Raw genomic sequence first — 15,375 nt, forward strand, 5'->3', positions numbered from 1 at the left:
CCTCGCGGCGGCCGGCCACCCGGCGTCCGGCCGGTCGTATCGTCGGTCCGGCATGGTCATTAGTAGGCTCGCGATGTGGTCGAACCGCTGCACGTACCCCCCAGTGCGCCGGCGCGACTGGTGGTGCTGGCATCGGGCACCGGATCGCTGCTGAGTTCCCTGCTGGCCGCGGCCGTCGATGATTTCCCGGCGCGCGTCGTCGCCGTCGGCGTGGACCGCGATTGCCGGGCCGCCGAGATCGCCGCGGCCGCGTCGGTGCCCACCTACACCGTGCGGCTCGGCGACTTTTCGAGCCGCGAAGCGTGGGACGCCGCCATCACCGAGGCCACCGCCGCGCATGCGCCCGATCTGATCGTCTCGGCAGGATTCATGAAGATCCTTGGGCCGCAGTTTCTTTCACGATACTTTGGACGAACTTTGAATACGCATCCAGCGCTGTTGCCTGCGTTCGCGGGAGCTCATGCCGTTCCCGACGCGCTGGCTTACGGTGTCAAGGTCACCGGCTGTACGGTGCACCTGGTTGACGCCGGCATGGACACCGGGCCGATTTTGGCGCAGGAACCCATTGCGGTGCTCGACGGCGACACCGAGGAGACTTTGCACGAACGCATCAAGGTCGTCGAGCGGCGGCTGCTGGTGGACGTGGTGGCCGCGATCGCGACGCGCGGCGTGACGGTGGTCGAAAGAACGGCCACGATCGGACGGAAGGCGACCCTGGGATGAATACCCCCGTGCACACCGACGAGTCGAAGAGAGCGATTCGCCGCGCGTTGATCAGCGTGTACGACAAGACCGGCCTGGTCGAACTCGCCCAGGGGCTGAGCGCGGCGGGTGTCGAGATCGTCTCCACCGGGTCCACGGCGAAAGCCATTGCCGACAAAGGGATTGCAGTGACTCCGGTGGAGGAGTTGACCGGATTCCCGGAGGTGCTTGACGGCCGGGTCAAGACCCTGCACCCGCGGGTGCACGCCGGTCTGCTCGCCGACCTGCGCAAGCCGGAGCACGCCGCGGCGCTCGAGGAGCTGGGCATCGCGGCCTTCGAGCTGGTCGTGGTCAACCTGTATCCGTTCACCCAGACCGTCGATTCGGGGGCGGGCCTCGACGAATGCGTCGAGCAGATCGACATCGGCGGACCGTCGATGGTGCGGGCGGCCGCGAAGAACCACCCCAGCGTGGCGGTGGTGGTCGACCCGCTCGGGTATGACGGCGTGTTGGCCGCGACGCGCAACGGCGGATTCACCCTCGCCGAGCGTAAGAAGCTGGCGGCGCTGGCCTTTGCGCACACCGCCGAATACGACATCGCCGTGGCGAGCTGGATGGAGACCACCCTGGCGCCCGAGCATCCGGAGACGACTTTTCCGCGCTGGCTTGGCCACAGCTGGCGGCGTTCGGCAACCCTGCGCTACGGCGAGAACCCGCACCAGCAGGCGGCACTCTACGTCGATCCGGGCGCGTGGCCGGGGCTGGCGCAGGCCGAACAGTTGCACGGAAAAGAGATGTCCTACAACAACTTCACCGATGCGGACGCCGCCTGGCGCGCAGCGTTCGATCACGAAGAGACCTGTGTGGCTATCATCAAACACGCCAACCCGTGCGGCATTGCGATCTCGTCGGTGTCGGTCGCCGACGCACACCGCAAGGCCCACGAGTGCGATCCGCTCAGCGCCTTCGGTGGCGTGATCGCGGCCAACACCGAAGTCAGCCTGGAGATGGCTGAGTATGTCAGCACCATCTTCACCGAGGTGATCGTGGCGCCGGCGTATGCGCCCGAGGCCATCGAGGTGTTGACCCGCAAGAAAAACATCCGGGTGCTGGTCGCCTCCGAGCCGCTGGCCGGCGGCTCCGAGGTGCGGCCGGTCAGCGGGGGACTGTTAATGCAACAGCGCGACCAGCTCGACGCGCACGGCGACAACCCGGTGAACTGGACATTGGCCACCGGATCGCCCGCCGACCCGGCCACCCTGAGCGATCTGGTCTTTGCGTGGCGTACCTGCCGGGCGGTGAAGTCCAACGCGATCGTGATCGCCTCCGGTGGCGCCACGATCGGTGTGGGCATGGGGCAGGTCAACCGAGTCGACGCGGCCCGGCTGGCCGTCGAAAGAGGAAATGCGGGCGGCACCGACCGAGTCAGTGGCGCGGTCGCCGCGTCCGACGCGTTCTTCCCGTTCCCCGACGGGCTGGAGACGCTGGCACGCGCCGGCGTGAGGGCGATCGTGCATCCCGGCGGCTCGGTGCGCGATGACGAGGTGACCGCGGCGGCCGCCGCGGCCGGCGTCACCGTATACCTCACCGGGGCCCGTCACTTTGCTCACTGAAGCTCACGGAACCGCTCACTGGGTGACGCGGGTGGACGGCGCGTAACTTGGAGTGGTGACATCACCGAGCAATCTGCCCCGCACCGTCGGTGAACTGCGCGCCAGCGGTCATCGTGAACGTGGAGTCAAGCAGGAAATACGCGAAAATCTGCTGACTGCGCTGGCCGAGGGTGACGACATCTGGCCCGGGATCCTGGGTTTCGAGGACACCGTGCTGCCGCAGCTGGAGCGGGCGCTGATCGCCGGGCACGACGTGGTACTGCTGGGTGAGCGCGGACAGGGCAAGACGCGGCTGCTGCGCGCGCTGGTCGGCTTGCTCGACGAATGGACACCGGTGATCGGGGGCGCCGAGCTGGGTGAGCACCCCTACACGCCGATCACGCCGGAGTCGATCCGGCGGGCCGCCACCCTGGGCGACGACCTCCCGGTGGAATGGCGGCACCGCAGCGAGCGATACACCGAGAAGCTGGCCACCCCCGACACCAGCGTCGCCGATCTGGTCGGCGACATCGACCCGATCAAGGTGGCCGAGGGACGCAGCCTCGGCGACCCCGAGACCATCGCCTACGGGCTGATCCCTCGCGCGCACCGCGGCATCGTCGCGGTCAACGAACTGCCCGACCTGGCCGAGCGCATCCAGGTGTCCATGCTCAACGTCATGGAGGAGCGCGATATCCAGGTCCGCGGTTACACGCTGCGCCTGCCGCTCGACGTGCTGGTGGTCGCCAGCGCCAACCCCGAGGACTACACCAACCGCGGCCGCATCATCACCCCGCTCAAGGACCGGTTCGGTGCCGAGATCCGCACCCACTACCCGCTGGAGCTCGACGCCGAAGTGGGCGTCATCACGCAGGAAGCGCACTTGACCGCACAGGTCCCCGATTACCTGACGCAGGTGATCGCCCGGTTTGCCCGCTATTTGCGGGAATCCAACTCGGTCGATCAGCGCTCCGGGGTGTCGGCGCGGTTCGCCATCGCCGCCGCCGAAACGGTCGCTGCCTCCGCCCGCCACCGCGGTGCCGTACTCGGCGAGAGTGACCCGGTGGCGCGGGTGGTCGACCTGGGCACCGTGATCGACGTGCTGCGCGGCAAGCTGGAATTCGAATCCGGTGAAGAAGGCCGCGAACAGGCGGTGCTCGAGCACCTGTTGCGCCGCGCCACCGCCGACACCGCGTCCCGGGCGCTCGGCGGCATCGACGTCGGCTCCCTGGTGGCGGCCGTCGAGGGCGGCTCGGCGGTGACGACGGGCGAACGGATCTCGGCCAAGGACGTCCTCGCCGCGGTTCCCGGACTGCCCGTCGTAGAGGAGATCGCCGACCGGCTGCACGCCGAATCCGAGGGCGAACGCGCCGCGGCGCTGGAGCTGGCGTTGGAGGCGCTGTATTTGGCCAAACGCATCGACAAGGTCTCCGGGGAGGGCCAAACGGTTTATGGCTAAGCCAGTTTCGCGGGGACACTCGTCTCGCTACTCGGCGTACACCGGCGGGCCGGACCCGCTGGCCCCGCCGGTGGACCTGCGCGAGGCGCTCGAGCAGATCGGACAGGACGTCATGGCCGGCACCTCGCCGCGCCGGGCCCTGTCCGAGTTGCTCCGCCGTGGCACCAAGAACATGCCCGGCGCCGACCGGCTGGCCGCCGAAGCGAACCGTCGGCGACGGGATCTGTTGCGCAGGAACAACTTAGACGGCACCTTGCAGGAGATCAAGAAGCTGCTCGACGAGGCGGTGCTGGCTGAACGCAAGGAGCTGGCCCGCGCGCTCGACGACGACGCGCGGTTCGGTGAGTTGCAGCTCGACGCGCTCCCGGCATCGCCGGCCAAGGCGGTGCAAGAACTATCCGAATACAACTGGCGCAGCGCCGAGGCGCGGGAAAAGTACGACCAAATCAAGGATTTGCTTGGCCGCGAAATGCTCGACCAGCGTTTCGCCGGCATGAAGGAAGCACTGCAAGGCGCGACCGACGAGGACCGGCAGCGCGTCACCGACATGGTCGACGACCTCAACGAGCTGCTGGATAAGCATGCGCGCGGTGAAGACACCCAGCAAGACTTTGACGACTTCATGGACAAGCACGGCGAGTTCTTCCCGGAGAACCCACGCAACGTGGAGGAGCTACTGGACTCGCTGGCCAAGCGTGCCGCCGCCGCCCAGCGCTTCCGTAACAGCCTGAGCCCAGACCAGCGGGCCGAACTCGATGCCCTGGCGCAGCAGGCCTTCGGTTCGCCGTCGCTCATGCAGGCGTTGAGCCGGCTCGACTCGCACCTGCAATCCGCCCGGCCGGGTGAAGACTGGACGGGTTCCGAGCAGTTCTCCGGTGACAATCCGTTCGGCATGGGCGAAGGCACCCAGGCGCTGTCCGACATCGCCGAGCTCGAGCAGCTCGCCGATCAGCTCTCGCAAAGCTATCCCGGCGCCACGATGGACGACGTCGACCTGGACGCGCTGGCACGCCAGCTCGGCGACCAGGCTGCCATCGATGCGCGGACGTTGGCCGAGTTGGAGCGGGCACTGGTCAACCAGGGCTTTTTGGATCGCGGTTCCGACGGCCAGTGGCGGCTGTCGCCCAAGGCGATGCGCAGACTCGGCGAGACAGCGTTACGCGATGTGGCGCAACAACTTTCCAGCCGTCGCGGCGAACGGGACCACCGTCGTGCCGGCGCTGCAGGTGAGTTGACCGGCGCGACGCGGCCGTGGCAGTTCGGCGACACCGAACCGTGGAACATTCCTCGTACGCTGACCAACGCCGTGTTACGGCGGGCGGGCACCGCGACGCTGGACGGACCGGCCGGTCCCCTCCACATCTCCGTCGACGACGTCGAGGTGTCCGAGACCGAGACCCGCACCCAATCTGCCGTCGCCCTGCTCGTCGATACCTCGTTCTCGATGGTGATGGAGAATCGCTGGCTGCCCATGAAGCAGACGGCGCTCGCGCTCAACCATCTGGTGTGCACCCGCTTCCGCTCAGATGCCCTGCAGATCATTGCTTTTGGCCGCTATGCCCGCACCGTGACGGCCGCCGAGCTCACCGGCCTGGAGGGGGTGTACGAACAGGGCACCAACCTGCATCACGCCCTGGCGCTGGCGGGTCGCCATCTGCGCCGGCACCCGAATGCGCAGCCTGTCGTCCTGGTTGTGACGGACGGGGAACCGACCGCGCACCTCGAGGACTTCGACGGTGACGGTTCCGCGGTGTTCTTCGATTATCCGCCGCACCCGCGGACCATCGCGCACACCGTGCGTGGCTTCGACGACATGGCGCGGCTGGGCGCGCAGATCACCATCTTCCGGCTGGGTAGCGACCCGGGCCTGGCGCGGTTCATCGACCAGGTGGCAAGGCGAGTCGAGGGCCGCGTCGTGGTGCCCGACCTGGACGGGTTGGGTGCCGCCGTGGTCGGCGACTATCTGCGCACTCGGCGCCGTCGCTAGTGCTCAGACCGGGCTGCTGGCTTGCCAGCATGTCGCGTGAAATTCATTGTTGCGCAACTGCTTTCGAGGTTAACTCGGCGGCAGTGCGCGGCGCTGCGTGGCCGAGCGTGCTGGAACGCGTGCCGGGGCAACGTTTTTCGGCGCGCCGCTGAGTGGGACGCTGGTCCATTTGGGCTACAGCCGGTAGCCTCAGTGATTCACCTGATCGGCTCGAGGCGTCGATTCCCTAGTGCGCGCGGCGCGCTTTGCGCTTGATGCCCACGCCGCCCCAGAACGAGAACCCGTGGATCTTCACCCGGGGCGCGCCGGGCGTGCCCTCACCGAGGACATCGCGGTCGAAACCGCCCATCACGCCGCGGCCGTGGATTTCGATGTTGACTTCCGGCGGCAGCACAATACTCTGCGCGCCCATGATCGACACCACCCGGATGTCCACCTCGGTCGAGGTGAAGTCGGCATAACGCAGATCGACCACCCCGGTGCCCCAGAGCGTGAAGGTGGTCAGCTTCTTCGGTACGTTCCAACGACCGCGCCGCTCGAATCCGCTCAGCAGCGCCAGCAGCAGGGTGGACGGCGCCGGGTTCGGTTTGCCACCGCGGCGCGGGCTCATTTGGGCGCCGGGTAAATCGGCCCGCAACTGGTCCAATTCCTCGTACGTCGTCGCCGCGTACGCCCTGGTCAGGCGGTCCTCATAGTCCTTGAGCTGCAGCCGCCCCTGCTCAGCCGCGTAGGCCAGCAGTTGCGCGATTTGAATGCGATCCGTGTCGGCCGCACGCGACAAATCGTCGCGCGCGGCCTTCGCGTCGTGTTGCGGCGAGTCGCTCATCATCCACGAGCGTACGACGTGCAACTGTTGCTGCAAGAGGGTTGGCTAAATCGCAACCATCCGCCTACGCGCGGCTTACTGGTCGGCATCGTCGGAGTTGGTCGGGCGGACCCAACTGGGCGGACGTTTCTGCAAGAACGCCAGCATGCCCTCGCGCGCCTCCTCGGACACAAACAATCGCGCGGATTCCTCGCTAAGCCGTTCGGCGTCACGGTCGAACCCCTCCAGCACGGCCGCTGTGGTGAGCGCTTTGGAGGCCGCCAGGCCCTGGGGTGAGCCGCGCCCGATGTCGGCGACGAGTTTCGCCACGGCCGCGTCCACGTCCTCGGCTGCCGACGTGACCAAGCCGATCTGCGCGGCCTGGGCGGCACCGAACGTCTCGCCGGTGAGGTAGTACTGGGCCGCCGCCCGGGGCGACAGCTTCGGCAGCAGAGTCAGCGAGATGATGGCCGGGGCGACCCCGATGCGGGCCTCGGTCAACGCGAAGGTACTGCGCGGCCCGGCGACCGCGATGTCGCAGGCGCCGACGAGACCGAACCCGCCGGCCCGGACGTGGCCGTCGATGGCGGCGATCACCGGCAGCGGCGACGCGACGATCGCACGCAACAGCGTGGTCATCTCCCGCGCGCGCGCCACCGCCAGATCGAACGGATCGGCACGCGGGCCGCCACCACCGGCCTCGCTCAGGTCGGCACCGGCGCAGAAGGTGCCGCCGGTGTGGCCCAGCACCACCGCCCGCACCGCGGGATCCGTCGCCGCGTCCCGCAAGCCCTGGTGCAGCTGGCTCACCAGGGCGGTGGACAGGGCGTTGCGGTTGTGCGGCGAGTTCAGCGTCAGCCGGGCGAACGGACCCGCGACATCGTCGGGGCCGGCGTATTCGACCAAAGTGTCCATCAGCGGGATCTCAGTAGCTTCGAGGCAGGCCCAGTGATGTCTGCGCGACGAAGTTCAGCACCATCTCGCGGCTGACCGGGGCGATCCGCCCGAGCCGCGCCGAGGCGAGCATGGCGGCGACGCCGTATTCCTTGGTCAACCCGTTTCCACCCATCGACTGCACGGCTTGGTCGACCGACCGGGTAGACGCCTCCGCCGCAGCATATTTGGCCATATTGGCGGCCGCGGCCGCGCCCGCGTCGTCACCGCTGTCATAGAGCGTGGCGGCCTTCTGCATCATCAGCTTGGCTAGTTCGACCTCAATGTGGCACTGCGCCAACGGATGCGACAAGCCCTGGTGTGCACCGATCGGTGTTCCCCACACCTGACGGGTCTTGACGTAGTCGGCGGCCTTGCTGAGCGCGAACCGCCCCATGCCGACCGCGCTGGCCGCCCCCATGATCCGCTCCGGGTTGAGGCCGGCGAACAACTGAGCAATCGCGGCATCCTCGGAGCCGACCAATGCGTCGGCCGGCAGCCGGACGTCGTCGAGAAAGACCTGGAACTGACGCTCGGGGCTGATCAGCTCCATTTCGATTGGCGTGTAGGTGAATCCGGGCGCATCGGTGGGTACCACGAACAGTGCCGGGCGGAGCTTGCCGGTCTTGGCCTCCTCGCTGCGCCCGACCACCAGCACGGCCTGGGCCTGGTCGACACCGGAGATGTAGACCTTCTGACCCGTCAAGATCCAGTCGCTGCCATCGCGGCGAGCGGTGGTGGTGATCTTGTGCGAGTTGGAGCCGGCGTCCGGCTCGGTGATCGCGAAGGCCATCGTCAGGGTTCCGTCGGCGATGCCGGGAATCCAACGCTTCTTCTGCTCCTCGGTGCCGAACTTGCTGATGATGGTGCCGTTGATGGCCGGCGAGACGACCATCAGTAGCAGCGCGCTGCCGGCCGCGGCCATCTCCTCCATCACCAGCGACAGCTCGTACATCCCGGCTCCGCCACCGCCGTATTCCTCCGGGAGATTCACCCCGAGGAAGCCCAATTTGCCGGCCTCCGACCATAATTCGTCGGTGTGCTGCTGCGCACGCGCCTTCTTCAGGTAGTACTCGCTGCCGTAGTTGGCGGCCCAGGCTGCCACCGACTTTCGCAGCGCCTGCCGCTCTTCGTTTTCGATGAAGCTGGTGTCGGTCATTCAGGAATCTCCTTGTGGTTGGTCTTCGGATTGGGGCGCCGCATCCGCGGTGGGGGCTTTGACGCGCGCCAGGACTGCCCCGACTTCGACCTGCTGACCGGCCTGGACACTGAGTTCGGCGAGCACGCCGTCGGCAGGGGCGTTGATGGTGTGTTCCATCTTCATCGCCTCCAGCCAGATCAGCGGCTGCCCGGCTGTCACGCTGTCGCCCACCTGGGCGCCGACCCGGATGACGCTGCCTGGCATCGGCGCCACCAGCGATCCCTTCGCGACCGACGAACCAGGGTCGGGGAACCGGGGGATCGCGTCCAGACGAACGGGTCCGCGTGCCGAATCGACGTAGACGTCTCGGCCGTGGCGCGCGACGGTAAACCGGCAGTCCACCCCGTCGGCGTCGGTCAACACCACCTCGTTTGGCGTCGCCGAGACCAGGCGTACCGATCCATCTCCGGCAAGCACCAATCCGGTTCTGCTAAACCGATATTCGATCCGATGCTCGGTGTCCCGGTCATCGCGATACGTCTTGACTTGATGGCCCGACGGCAGGTTGCGCCAACCGCTGGGAAGGGATCCGAAAACCGCGGCGGTCGCGCGGTTGTGCGCGGCGTCGGCGAGCGCGGCCGCGATTGCCGACAGACGGACAACGCCCTCATCGGCCAGCGGCGCCGCCAGTTGCGCCAACCCGTGCGTGTCGAAGAACGCGGTATCGGTCGCCCCATCGAGGAAGGCCGGATGGCGCAACACGTTCACCAGTAGTTCGCGGTTGGTCCGTAGCCCGTGCAGCCGCGTTCGGGCCAGCGCGTCGGCAAGCACCAGTGCGCACTGCCGGCGCGTCGGCGCGTAGGAGATGACCTTGGCCAGCATCGGATCGTAGTGAATCGACACCGACGATCCGTCGACAATGCCGGAGTCCAGGCGGATTCCGGTGCGCTCTCGCAGCGAGCCGAACTGCGCTCGCACGCCGGGCACGTCGACGGTGTGCACCCGACCGGCCTGCGGCTGCCACCCGCGCGCGGGGTCTTCGGCGTACAGCCGGGCCTCGATCGAATGTCCTCGAGCAGTGGGCGGTTCGGCATCCAGGCGGTCGCCTGCGGCGACCGCGAGCTGCAGCGCGACCAGGTCCACCCCGGTGGTCTCCTCGGTGACCGGGTGCTCGACCTGCAGCCGGGTGTTCATTTCCAGGAAGAAGAACTCCCCGCTATCGTCGGCGAGAAATTCCACCGTGCCGGCACCGGCGTATCCGATCGCCCCGGCGGCCAGCCGCGCCGCGTGGAAAAGCTTGTCCCGCATGCCCGGAATGCGCTCCACCAGCGGTGACGGCGCCTCTTCGATGATCTTCTGGTGGCGGCGCTGAATCGAGCACTCGCGTTCGCCGACCGCCCACACCGTGCCGTGGGTGTCGGCGAGGACCTGCACCTCCACGTGGTGACCGGTCGGCAGGTAGCGCTCGCAGAACACGGTCGGGTCGCCGAAGGCGTTCTGCGCCTCTCGCTGCGCCGCGGCGACTTCGCTTGCCAGCGCCGACAACTCGCGCACCACCCGCATCCCGCGGCCGCCGCCACCGGCAGAGGCCTTGACCAGCACCGGCAGCTGAGCCGGTGTGACCGAGTCGGGATCGAGTTCGTCGAGGACGGGTACACCGGCCGAGGCCATCAACTTCTTCGACTCGATCTTCGATCCCATCGCGCGCACCGCGTCCACCGGCGGTCCCACCCAGATCAGGCCCGCTTCCAGGACCGCGGCGGCGAAATCGGCGTTCTCGGATAGGAATCCATACCCGGGATGGATAGCGTCGGCTCCGGCAGCGCGGGCGGCGGCAATGATCGCCTCGGCGTTGAGATAGTCGTTGGTCTTGGCCAGGCGGACCCTGGCGTCCGCCTCGGCGACGTGCGGGGCGGCGGCGTCGGGGTCGGTGTAGACCGCGACGGTGCCCAGCCCGAGTTGCCGGCAGGTGGCGAAGACGCGGCGAGCGATCTCGCCGCGGTTGGCAACCAGTACTCGAGTGATGGCCATTGGGCTCACATTCGGAAGACGCCGAAATTCGACGTCCCCTTGATCGGGCCATTTGCAATGGCGGACAGGCAGATTCCTAGCACGGTGCGAGTATCGCGGGGATCGATCACACCGTCGTCGTAGAGCATTCCGGACAGCACCATCGGTAGCGACTCGGCCTCGATCTGTCCCTCGACGGCGGCGCGCATCGCGGCGTCGGCCTCCTCGTCGACCTGCTGCCCGCGCGCCTCGGCGGCGGCCCGGGCCACGATCGACAGCACGCCGGCCAGCTGGACGCCGCCCATTACCGCGGATTTGGCGCTGGGCCACGCGAACAGGAATCGAGGATCGTAGGCGCGCCCACACATGCCGTAGTGACCAGCACCGTAGGACGCGCCGATCAGCAGCGAGAGGTGCGGGACGGTGGAGTTGGACACGGCGTTGATCATCATCGAGCCGTGCTTGATCATGCCCCCCTCTTCATAGTCCTTGCCGACCATGTATCCGGTGGTGTTGTGCAGGAACACCAATGGCGTGTCGTAGCGGTTGGCCAGTTGGATGAACTGGGTGGCCTTCTGCGATTCCTCGCTGAACAGCACGCCCCGGTGGTTGGCCAGAATCCCGATCGGGTAGCCACACAGCGTCGCCCAGCCGGTCACCAGCGATGAGCCGTACATCGGTTTGAACTCGTCGAATTCGGAGCCGTCGACGATGCGTGCGATCACGTCGCGCGGGTCGAAGGGGATCCGCAGGTCCGACGGCACGACACCGATCAGCTCCTCGGCGTCGAACAGCGGCTCGACCACGGGTCGCGGCCGCGGGCCCTGCTTGACCCAGTTGAGCCGGGCGACGATGCGCCGGCCGATGCGGATCGCGTCGAGCTCGTCGACGGCGAAGTAGTCGGCCAAACCCGAAGTGCGAGCGTGCATTTCGGCGCCGCCCAGCGATTCGTCGTCGGACTCCTCGCCGGTGGCCATCTTCACCAGCGGCGGCCCGGCCAGAAACACCTTTGACCGTTCCTTGATCATCACCACGTGATCGGACATGCCGGGGACGTAGGCCCCGCCGGCGGTTGAGTTGCCGAAGACCAACGCGATGGTCGGGATACCTGCGGCCGATAACCGGGTGAGGTCACGGAACATCCGACCGCCCGGGACGAAAATCTCCTTCTGGGTGGGCAAGTCGGCGCCCCCCGACTCGACCAGCGACACCACCGGCAACCGGTTCTCCCGCGCGATCTGGTTGGCCCGCAGGATCTTCTTCAGCGTCCACGGGTTACTGGTGCCGCCCTTGACGGTCGGATCGTTGGCGACGACCAGGCACTCGACGCCCTCGATCGCACCGATGCCGACCACGACGCTGGCCCCGAGGGTGAATGAACTGCCGTAGCCGGCCAACGGGCTCAGCTCGAGGAACGGCGAGTCGGGGTCCAGGAGCAGCTCGATGCGTTCCCGGGCGGTGAGCTTGCCCCGGCCGTGGTGACGCTCGACGTATTTGGGCCCGCCGCCCGCCAGGGCCCTGGCGTGCTCGGCGTCGATCTCGGCCAGCTTGGCGAGCATGGTCTGCGCCGCGTCGGCGTAGCCGGCGGCCTTCGGGTCGAGCGTGGACTGCAGCACCGTCATGACTGGTAGCCGAGAAGCTTGGCGGACAGGGCGGTCAGGATCTCGGTGGTGCCGCCGCCGATGCCGATGATGCGCATGTCACGGTATTGACGTTCGATCTCGCATTCGGCCATATAGCCCATGCCGCCGAACAATTGGACGCCCTGGTTGGCCACCCACTCGCCGGCTTCCACGGCGGTGTTCTTGGCGAAGCACACCGACGCGATCAGGTCGGTTTCGCCGGCCAGTTGGCGTTCCACGACGTGCCGGGCGTAGACGCGGGCGACGTCGATGCGCCGGGCCATCTCGGCCAGCGTGTTCTGCACGGACTGCCGGGAAATCAGCGGCCGGCCGAACGTCTCCCGATCGCGGCACCACTGCGCGGTGATGTCCAGACAGCGCTGCGCACTCGAATATGCCTGTCCGGCAAGCCCGATACGCTCGGCGACGAATGCCTGGGCGATCTGGGCGAAGCCGCTGTTCTCCGGTCCGACCAGGTTGGCCACCGGCACGCGGACGTCGGTGTAGGAGAGTTCGGCGGTGTCGGAGGATCGCCAGCCCATCTTGTCCAGCTTGCGGGTGACTTCGAAGCCGGGTGTTCCCTTTTCGACCACCAACAGCGAAACCCCCGCTGCGCCGGGCCCGCCGGTGCGCACCGCGGTCACCACGTAGTCGGCGCGCACCCCGGAGGTGATATAGGTCTTGGCGCCGTTGACGACGTAATGGTCGCCGTCCCGCACCGCGCTGGTGCGCAGGTGGCCGACGTCCGAACCGCCGCCAGGTTCGGTGATGGCCAGCGACCCGATCTTCTCACCGGCCAAGGTGGGTCGGACGAATTCTTCGATCAGGCGCTGATCTGCGGAGGCGACCATGTGCGGCACCGCGATGCCGCAGGTGAACAGCGACGCGAACACCCCGCCCGGCGCACCGGCCTGATGCATCTCCTCGCAGATGATCAACGCATCGGCGCTGTCACCGCCGCCCCCGCCCACTGATTCGGGAAAGTTGGCCCCCAGCAGGCCGGCGTCGGCGGCGAGGCGGTGCAACTCGCGCGGCAATTCGCCGCCGCGCTCCCACTCGTCGACGTGCGGCAGGACCTCACGTTCGACGAAGGAGCGCACCGTCTTTCGCAACTGTTCGCGCTCCGGGGTATTCCACAGATTCACAGCAGTCCTTCCGGAATGTCGACATGGCGGCTGCGCAACCATTCGCCCAGGCCCTTGGCCTGCGGGTCGAAACGGGCCTGATAGGCGACGCCCTGACCGAGAATGTCCTCGATCACGAAGTTGACCGCCCGCAGATTCGACAGGATGTGCCGGGTCACCGGCAGGTCGGCCGTTTCAGGCAACAGCTCTTTGAGGAAGTCCACGGTCAATGTGTTGACGAGCCAGCGCCATTGGTCATCGGTGCGCACCCACACCCCGATGTTGGCGGAGCCGCCCTTGTCGCCGCTGCGGGCGCCGGCGACGCGACCCAACGGCACGCGCTTGGTCGGGCCGACCGGCAACGGTTCGGGCAGCGTCGGCTCGGCGACCGGGCCGAGCTCTAACGTCTCTGTGGCGCAGGGGATATCGACTCGGGTGCCGTCGGCGTGCACCGCGATGTGCGGCACCTCGGTGGCCGCGACATAGCCCGCGGTGAACACGCCGTAGACCTGTCCGTCGCCCGGCGGGGCGGTGACGTGAAACCCCGGATAGCTAGCCAACGCCAATTCAACTGCTGCCGAAGAGAATTGACGACCCACATTCGCGGGGTCGGGGTCGCGAACCACGCAGCGCAGCAACGCGCTGGCCGCTTCCTCGGTGTCGGCGTCGGCGTGGTCGGTGCGGGCCAGCGTCCATTCCAGCTCGGCGGGCTTGACGGTAAGACCGGCCTCGAGCTGGCGGCGCACCAGCGCGGCCTTGGCCTCGATGTCTAGACCGGTGAGCACGAAGGTCATCGCGTTGCGGAACCCGCCGATGCTATTCAGTGACACCTTCAGCGTCGGCGGTGGCGGTTCGCCCACCACGCCGCTGATACGCACCCGGTCCGGCCCGTCCGGCGACAGCTCGACGCTGTCCAGCCGGGTCGTCACGTCCGGGTTGGCGTAGCGGGCCCCGGTGACCTCATAGAGCAGCTGCGCGGTGACGGTGTCGACGCTGACCAGCCCCCCGGTACCCGGGTGCTTGGTGATCACCGACGATCCGTCGCGACGGACCTCGGCCAGCGGGAACCCGGCGTAGGTCAAGTCGGGGATCTCCGTGAAGAACGCGTAGTTGCCGCCGGTGGCCTGCACACCGCATTCGATGACGTGACCGGCGACCACCGCGCCGGCGAGTTCGTTGTAGTCGGTGCGGGCCCAGCCGAAGTGGGCGGCCGCCGCCCCGACGATCACCGACGCGTCGGTGACCCGGCCGGTGACCACTACGTCGGCGCCGTCGCGCAAGCAGTCGACGATGCCCCAGGCGCCCAGGTAGGCGTTGGCGGTCAAGGGGGTGCCCAGTCCCAGCTCGGCCACACGCGGCAGCAGGTCGTCGCCTTCCACGTGGGCGACGCGAGCCGGGATGCCCAGGCGCTCGGCCAGGCCGCGGATCGCCTCGGCCAGACCGGCCGGGTTGAGGCCGCCCGCGTTGGCGACGATGCGCACCCCGCGGTCGCAGGCCTCGCCCAGGCAATCCTCGAGCTGGGTCAAAAACGTCTTGGCGTAGCCGCGTTCGGGGTGCTTCATCTTGTCGCGGCCCAGGATGAGCATGGTGAGCTCGGCCAGGTAGTCGCCGGTGAGGTAGTCCACCGGGTCAGTGGAGCCGCCAGTCAGCATCTCGCGCATGGCAGAGAGCCGGTCGCCGTAGAACCCCGAGCAGTTCGCGATGCGGACAGTGCCGGAACCACCAGAACCAGCAAGAGCAGAGGCCATGGGAGTACGTCCTCCGTTCAGTGATTACCGGCTCAACCAACCAACCACCCGGTAGGTTAGCGGGTACCGCCGGTGTCACGTCAAGGATGCCCGTCCCGGCGCCGCCGGCATAGCCGCGGTTCGCCCCCCCCGTCCAGTCGGTCGCCCACGCCGCCCATTTTGGCGCCCAGCAGGTCACCGACTATTCTGGTGCGCAATCGTCGCGCCGTCAGCCGTTAGGTCATGCCGTGCGATGCACGACCCGAAACCCCA

General features: G+C 67.8%; 11 protein-coding genes. 4 read left to right on the plus strand and 7 right to left on the minus strand.

What is annotated here, in order from left to right; translation table 11 throughout:
• Positions 1-75: 75 nt before the first annotated feature.
• From purN to G6N33_RS17280, 4 genes are read left to right on the plus strand one after another with little or no spacing between them, the layout of a single operon-like run.
• Positions 76-723 (plus strand): phosphoribosylglycinamide formyltransferase, encoded by a 648-nt coding sequence (gene purN, locus G6N33_RS17265; protein WP_044508045.1) that lies wholly within the window; start codon positions 76-78, stop codon positions 721-723.
• The gene (gene purH / locus G6N33_RS17270; RefSeq protein ID WP_044508043.1) at positions 720-2,315 is read left to right on the plus strand and encodes a bifunctional phosphoribosylaminoimidazolecarboxamide formyltransferase/IMP cyclohydrolase; all 1,596 of its coding nucleotides are present in this window, start codon (positions 720-722) and stop codon (positions 2,313-2,315) included. The genes purN and purH overlap by 4 nt, the downstream gene beginning before the upstream one ends.
• Positions 2,316-2,367: 52 nt before the next feature.
• Positions 2,368-3,753: an ATP-binding protein gene (locus G6N33_RS17275; RefSeq protein ID WP_061556919.1), complete on the plus strand. Its 1,386-nt coding sequence runs from the start codon at positions 2,368-2,370 to the stop codon at positions 3,751-3,753.
• On the plus strand, positions 3,746-5,740 hold the full coding sequence (locus G6N33_RS17280; protein WP_101528099.1) for a vWA domain-containing protein: 1,995 nt from the start codon (positions 3,746-3,748) through the stop codon (positions 5,738-5,740). Before G6N33_RS17275 ends, G6N33_RS17280 begins: the two co-directional genes overlap by 8 nt.
• Positions 5,741-5,966: 226 nt before the next feature.
• On the opposite strand, the gene G6N33_RS17285 is transcribed toward G6N33_RS17280, so the two are convergent.
• The 7 genes from G6N33_RS17285 to G6N33_RS17315 all read right to left on the minus strand — a co-directional run bounded on the left by G6N33_RS17285 (position 5,967) and on the right by G6N33_RS17315 (position 15,123).
• Positions 5,967-6,566, minus strand: a complete 600-nt coding sequence (locus G6N33_RS17285; protein ID WP_163771559.1) for a DUF1707 SHOCT-like domain-containing protein — start codon at positions 6,564-6,566, stop codon at positions 5,967-5,969.
• Positions 6,567-6,641: 75 nt separating this feature from the next.
• Positions 6,642-7,460, minus strand: coding sequence for an enoyl-CoA hydratase family protein (locus G6N33_RS17290; protein WP_044508034.1), 819 nt, complete (start codon positions 7,458-7,460; stop codon positions 6,642-6,644).
• A gap of 10 nt (positions 7,461-7,470) precedes the next feature.
• Positions 7,471-8,637, minus strand: a complete 1,167-nt coding sequence (locus G6N33_RS17295) for an acyl-CoA dehydrogenase family protein (protein ID WP_044508032.1) — start codon at positions 8,635-8,637, stop codon at positions 7,471-7,473.
• A complete protein-coding gene (locus tag G6N33_RS17300) occupies positions 8,638-10,650 on the minus strand; it encodes an acetyl/propionyl/methylcrotonyl-CoA carboxylase subunit alpha (protein ID WP_044508030.1) in 2,013 nt (670 codons plus the stop codon).
• Between the two features lie 5 nt (positions 10,651-10,655).
• Positions 10,656-12,245, minus strand: coding sequence for an acyl-CoA carboxylase subunit beta (locus G6N33_RS17305; RefSeq protein WP_179962713.1), 1,590 nt, complete (start codon positions 12,243-12,245; stop codon positions 10,656-10,658).
• Positions 12,246-12,247: 2 nt separating this feature from the next.
• Positions 12,248-13,396 carry an acyl-CoA dehydrogenase family protein gene (locus G6N33_RS17310; RefSeq protein WP_044508026.1) on the minus strand — a complete coding sequence of 383 codons (1,149 nt, stop codon included), beginning with the start codon at positions 13,394-13,396 and terminating at the stop codon, positions 12,248-12,250.
• Positions 13,393-15,123 (minus strand): acyclic terpene utilization AtuA family protein, encoded by a 1,731-nt coding sequence (locus G6N33_RS17315; RefSeq protein WP_101528100.1) that lies wholly within the window; start codon positions 15,121-15,123, stop codon positions 13,393-13,395. The genes G6N33_RS17310 and G6N33_RS17315 overlap by 4 nt, the downstream gene beginning before the upstream one ends.
• Positions 15,124-15,375 lie beyond the last annotated feature (252 nt).

Source organism: Mycobacterium simiae, assembly GCF_010727605.1.
Taxonomy (GTDB): Bacteria; Actinomycetota; Actinomycetes; order Mycobacteriales; family Mycobacteriaceae; genus Mycobacterium; species Mycobacterium simiae.

Bases quoted from the DNA above. Each gene is read 5' to 3' on its own strand.
- purH (WP_044508043.1), top strand. From the start codon at position 720: ATGAATACCCCCGTGCACACCGACGAGTCGAAGAGAGCGATTCGCCGC.
- G6N33_RS17280 (WP_101528099.1), top strand. From the start codon at position 3,746: ATGGCTAAGCCAGTTTCGCGGGGACACTCGTCTCGCTACTCGGCGTAC.
- G6N33_RS17285 (WP_163771559.1), bottom strand. From the start codon at position 6,566: ATGAGCGACTCGCCGCAACACGACGCGAAGGCCGCGCGCGACGATTTG.
- G6N33_RS17290 (WP_044508034.1), bottom strand. From the start codon at position 7,460: ATGGACACTTTGGTCGAATACGCCGGCCCCGACGATGTCGCGGGTCCG.
- G6N33_RS17295 (WP_044508032.1), bottom strand. From the start codon at position 8,637: ATGACCGACACCAGCTTCATCGAAAACGAAGAGCGGCAGGCGCTGCGA.
- G6N33_RS17300 (WP_044508030.1), bottom strand. From the start codon at position 10,650: ATGGCCATCACTCGAGTACTGGTTGCCAACCGCGGCGAGATCGCTCGC.
- G6N33_RS17315 (WP_101528100.1), bottom strand. From the start codon at position 15,123: ATGGCCTCTGCTCTTGCTGGTTCTGGTGGTTCCGGCACTGTCCGCATC.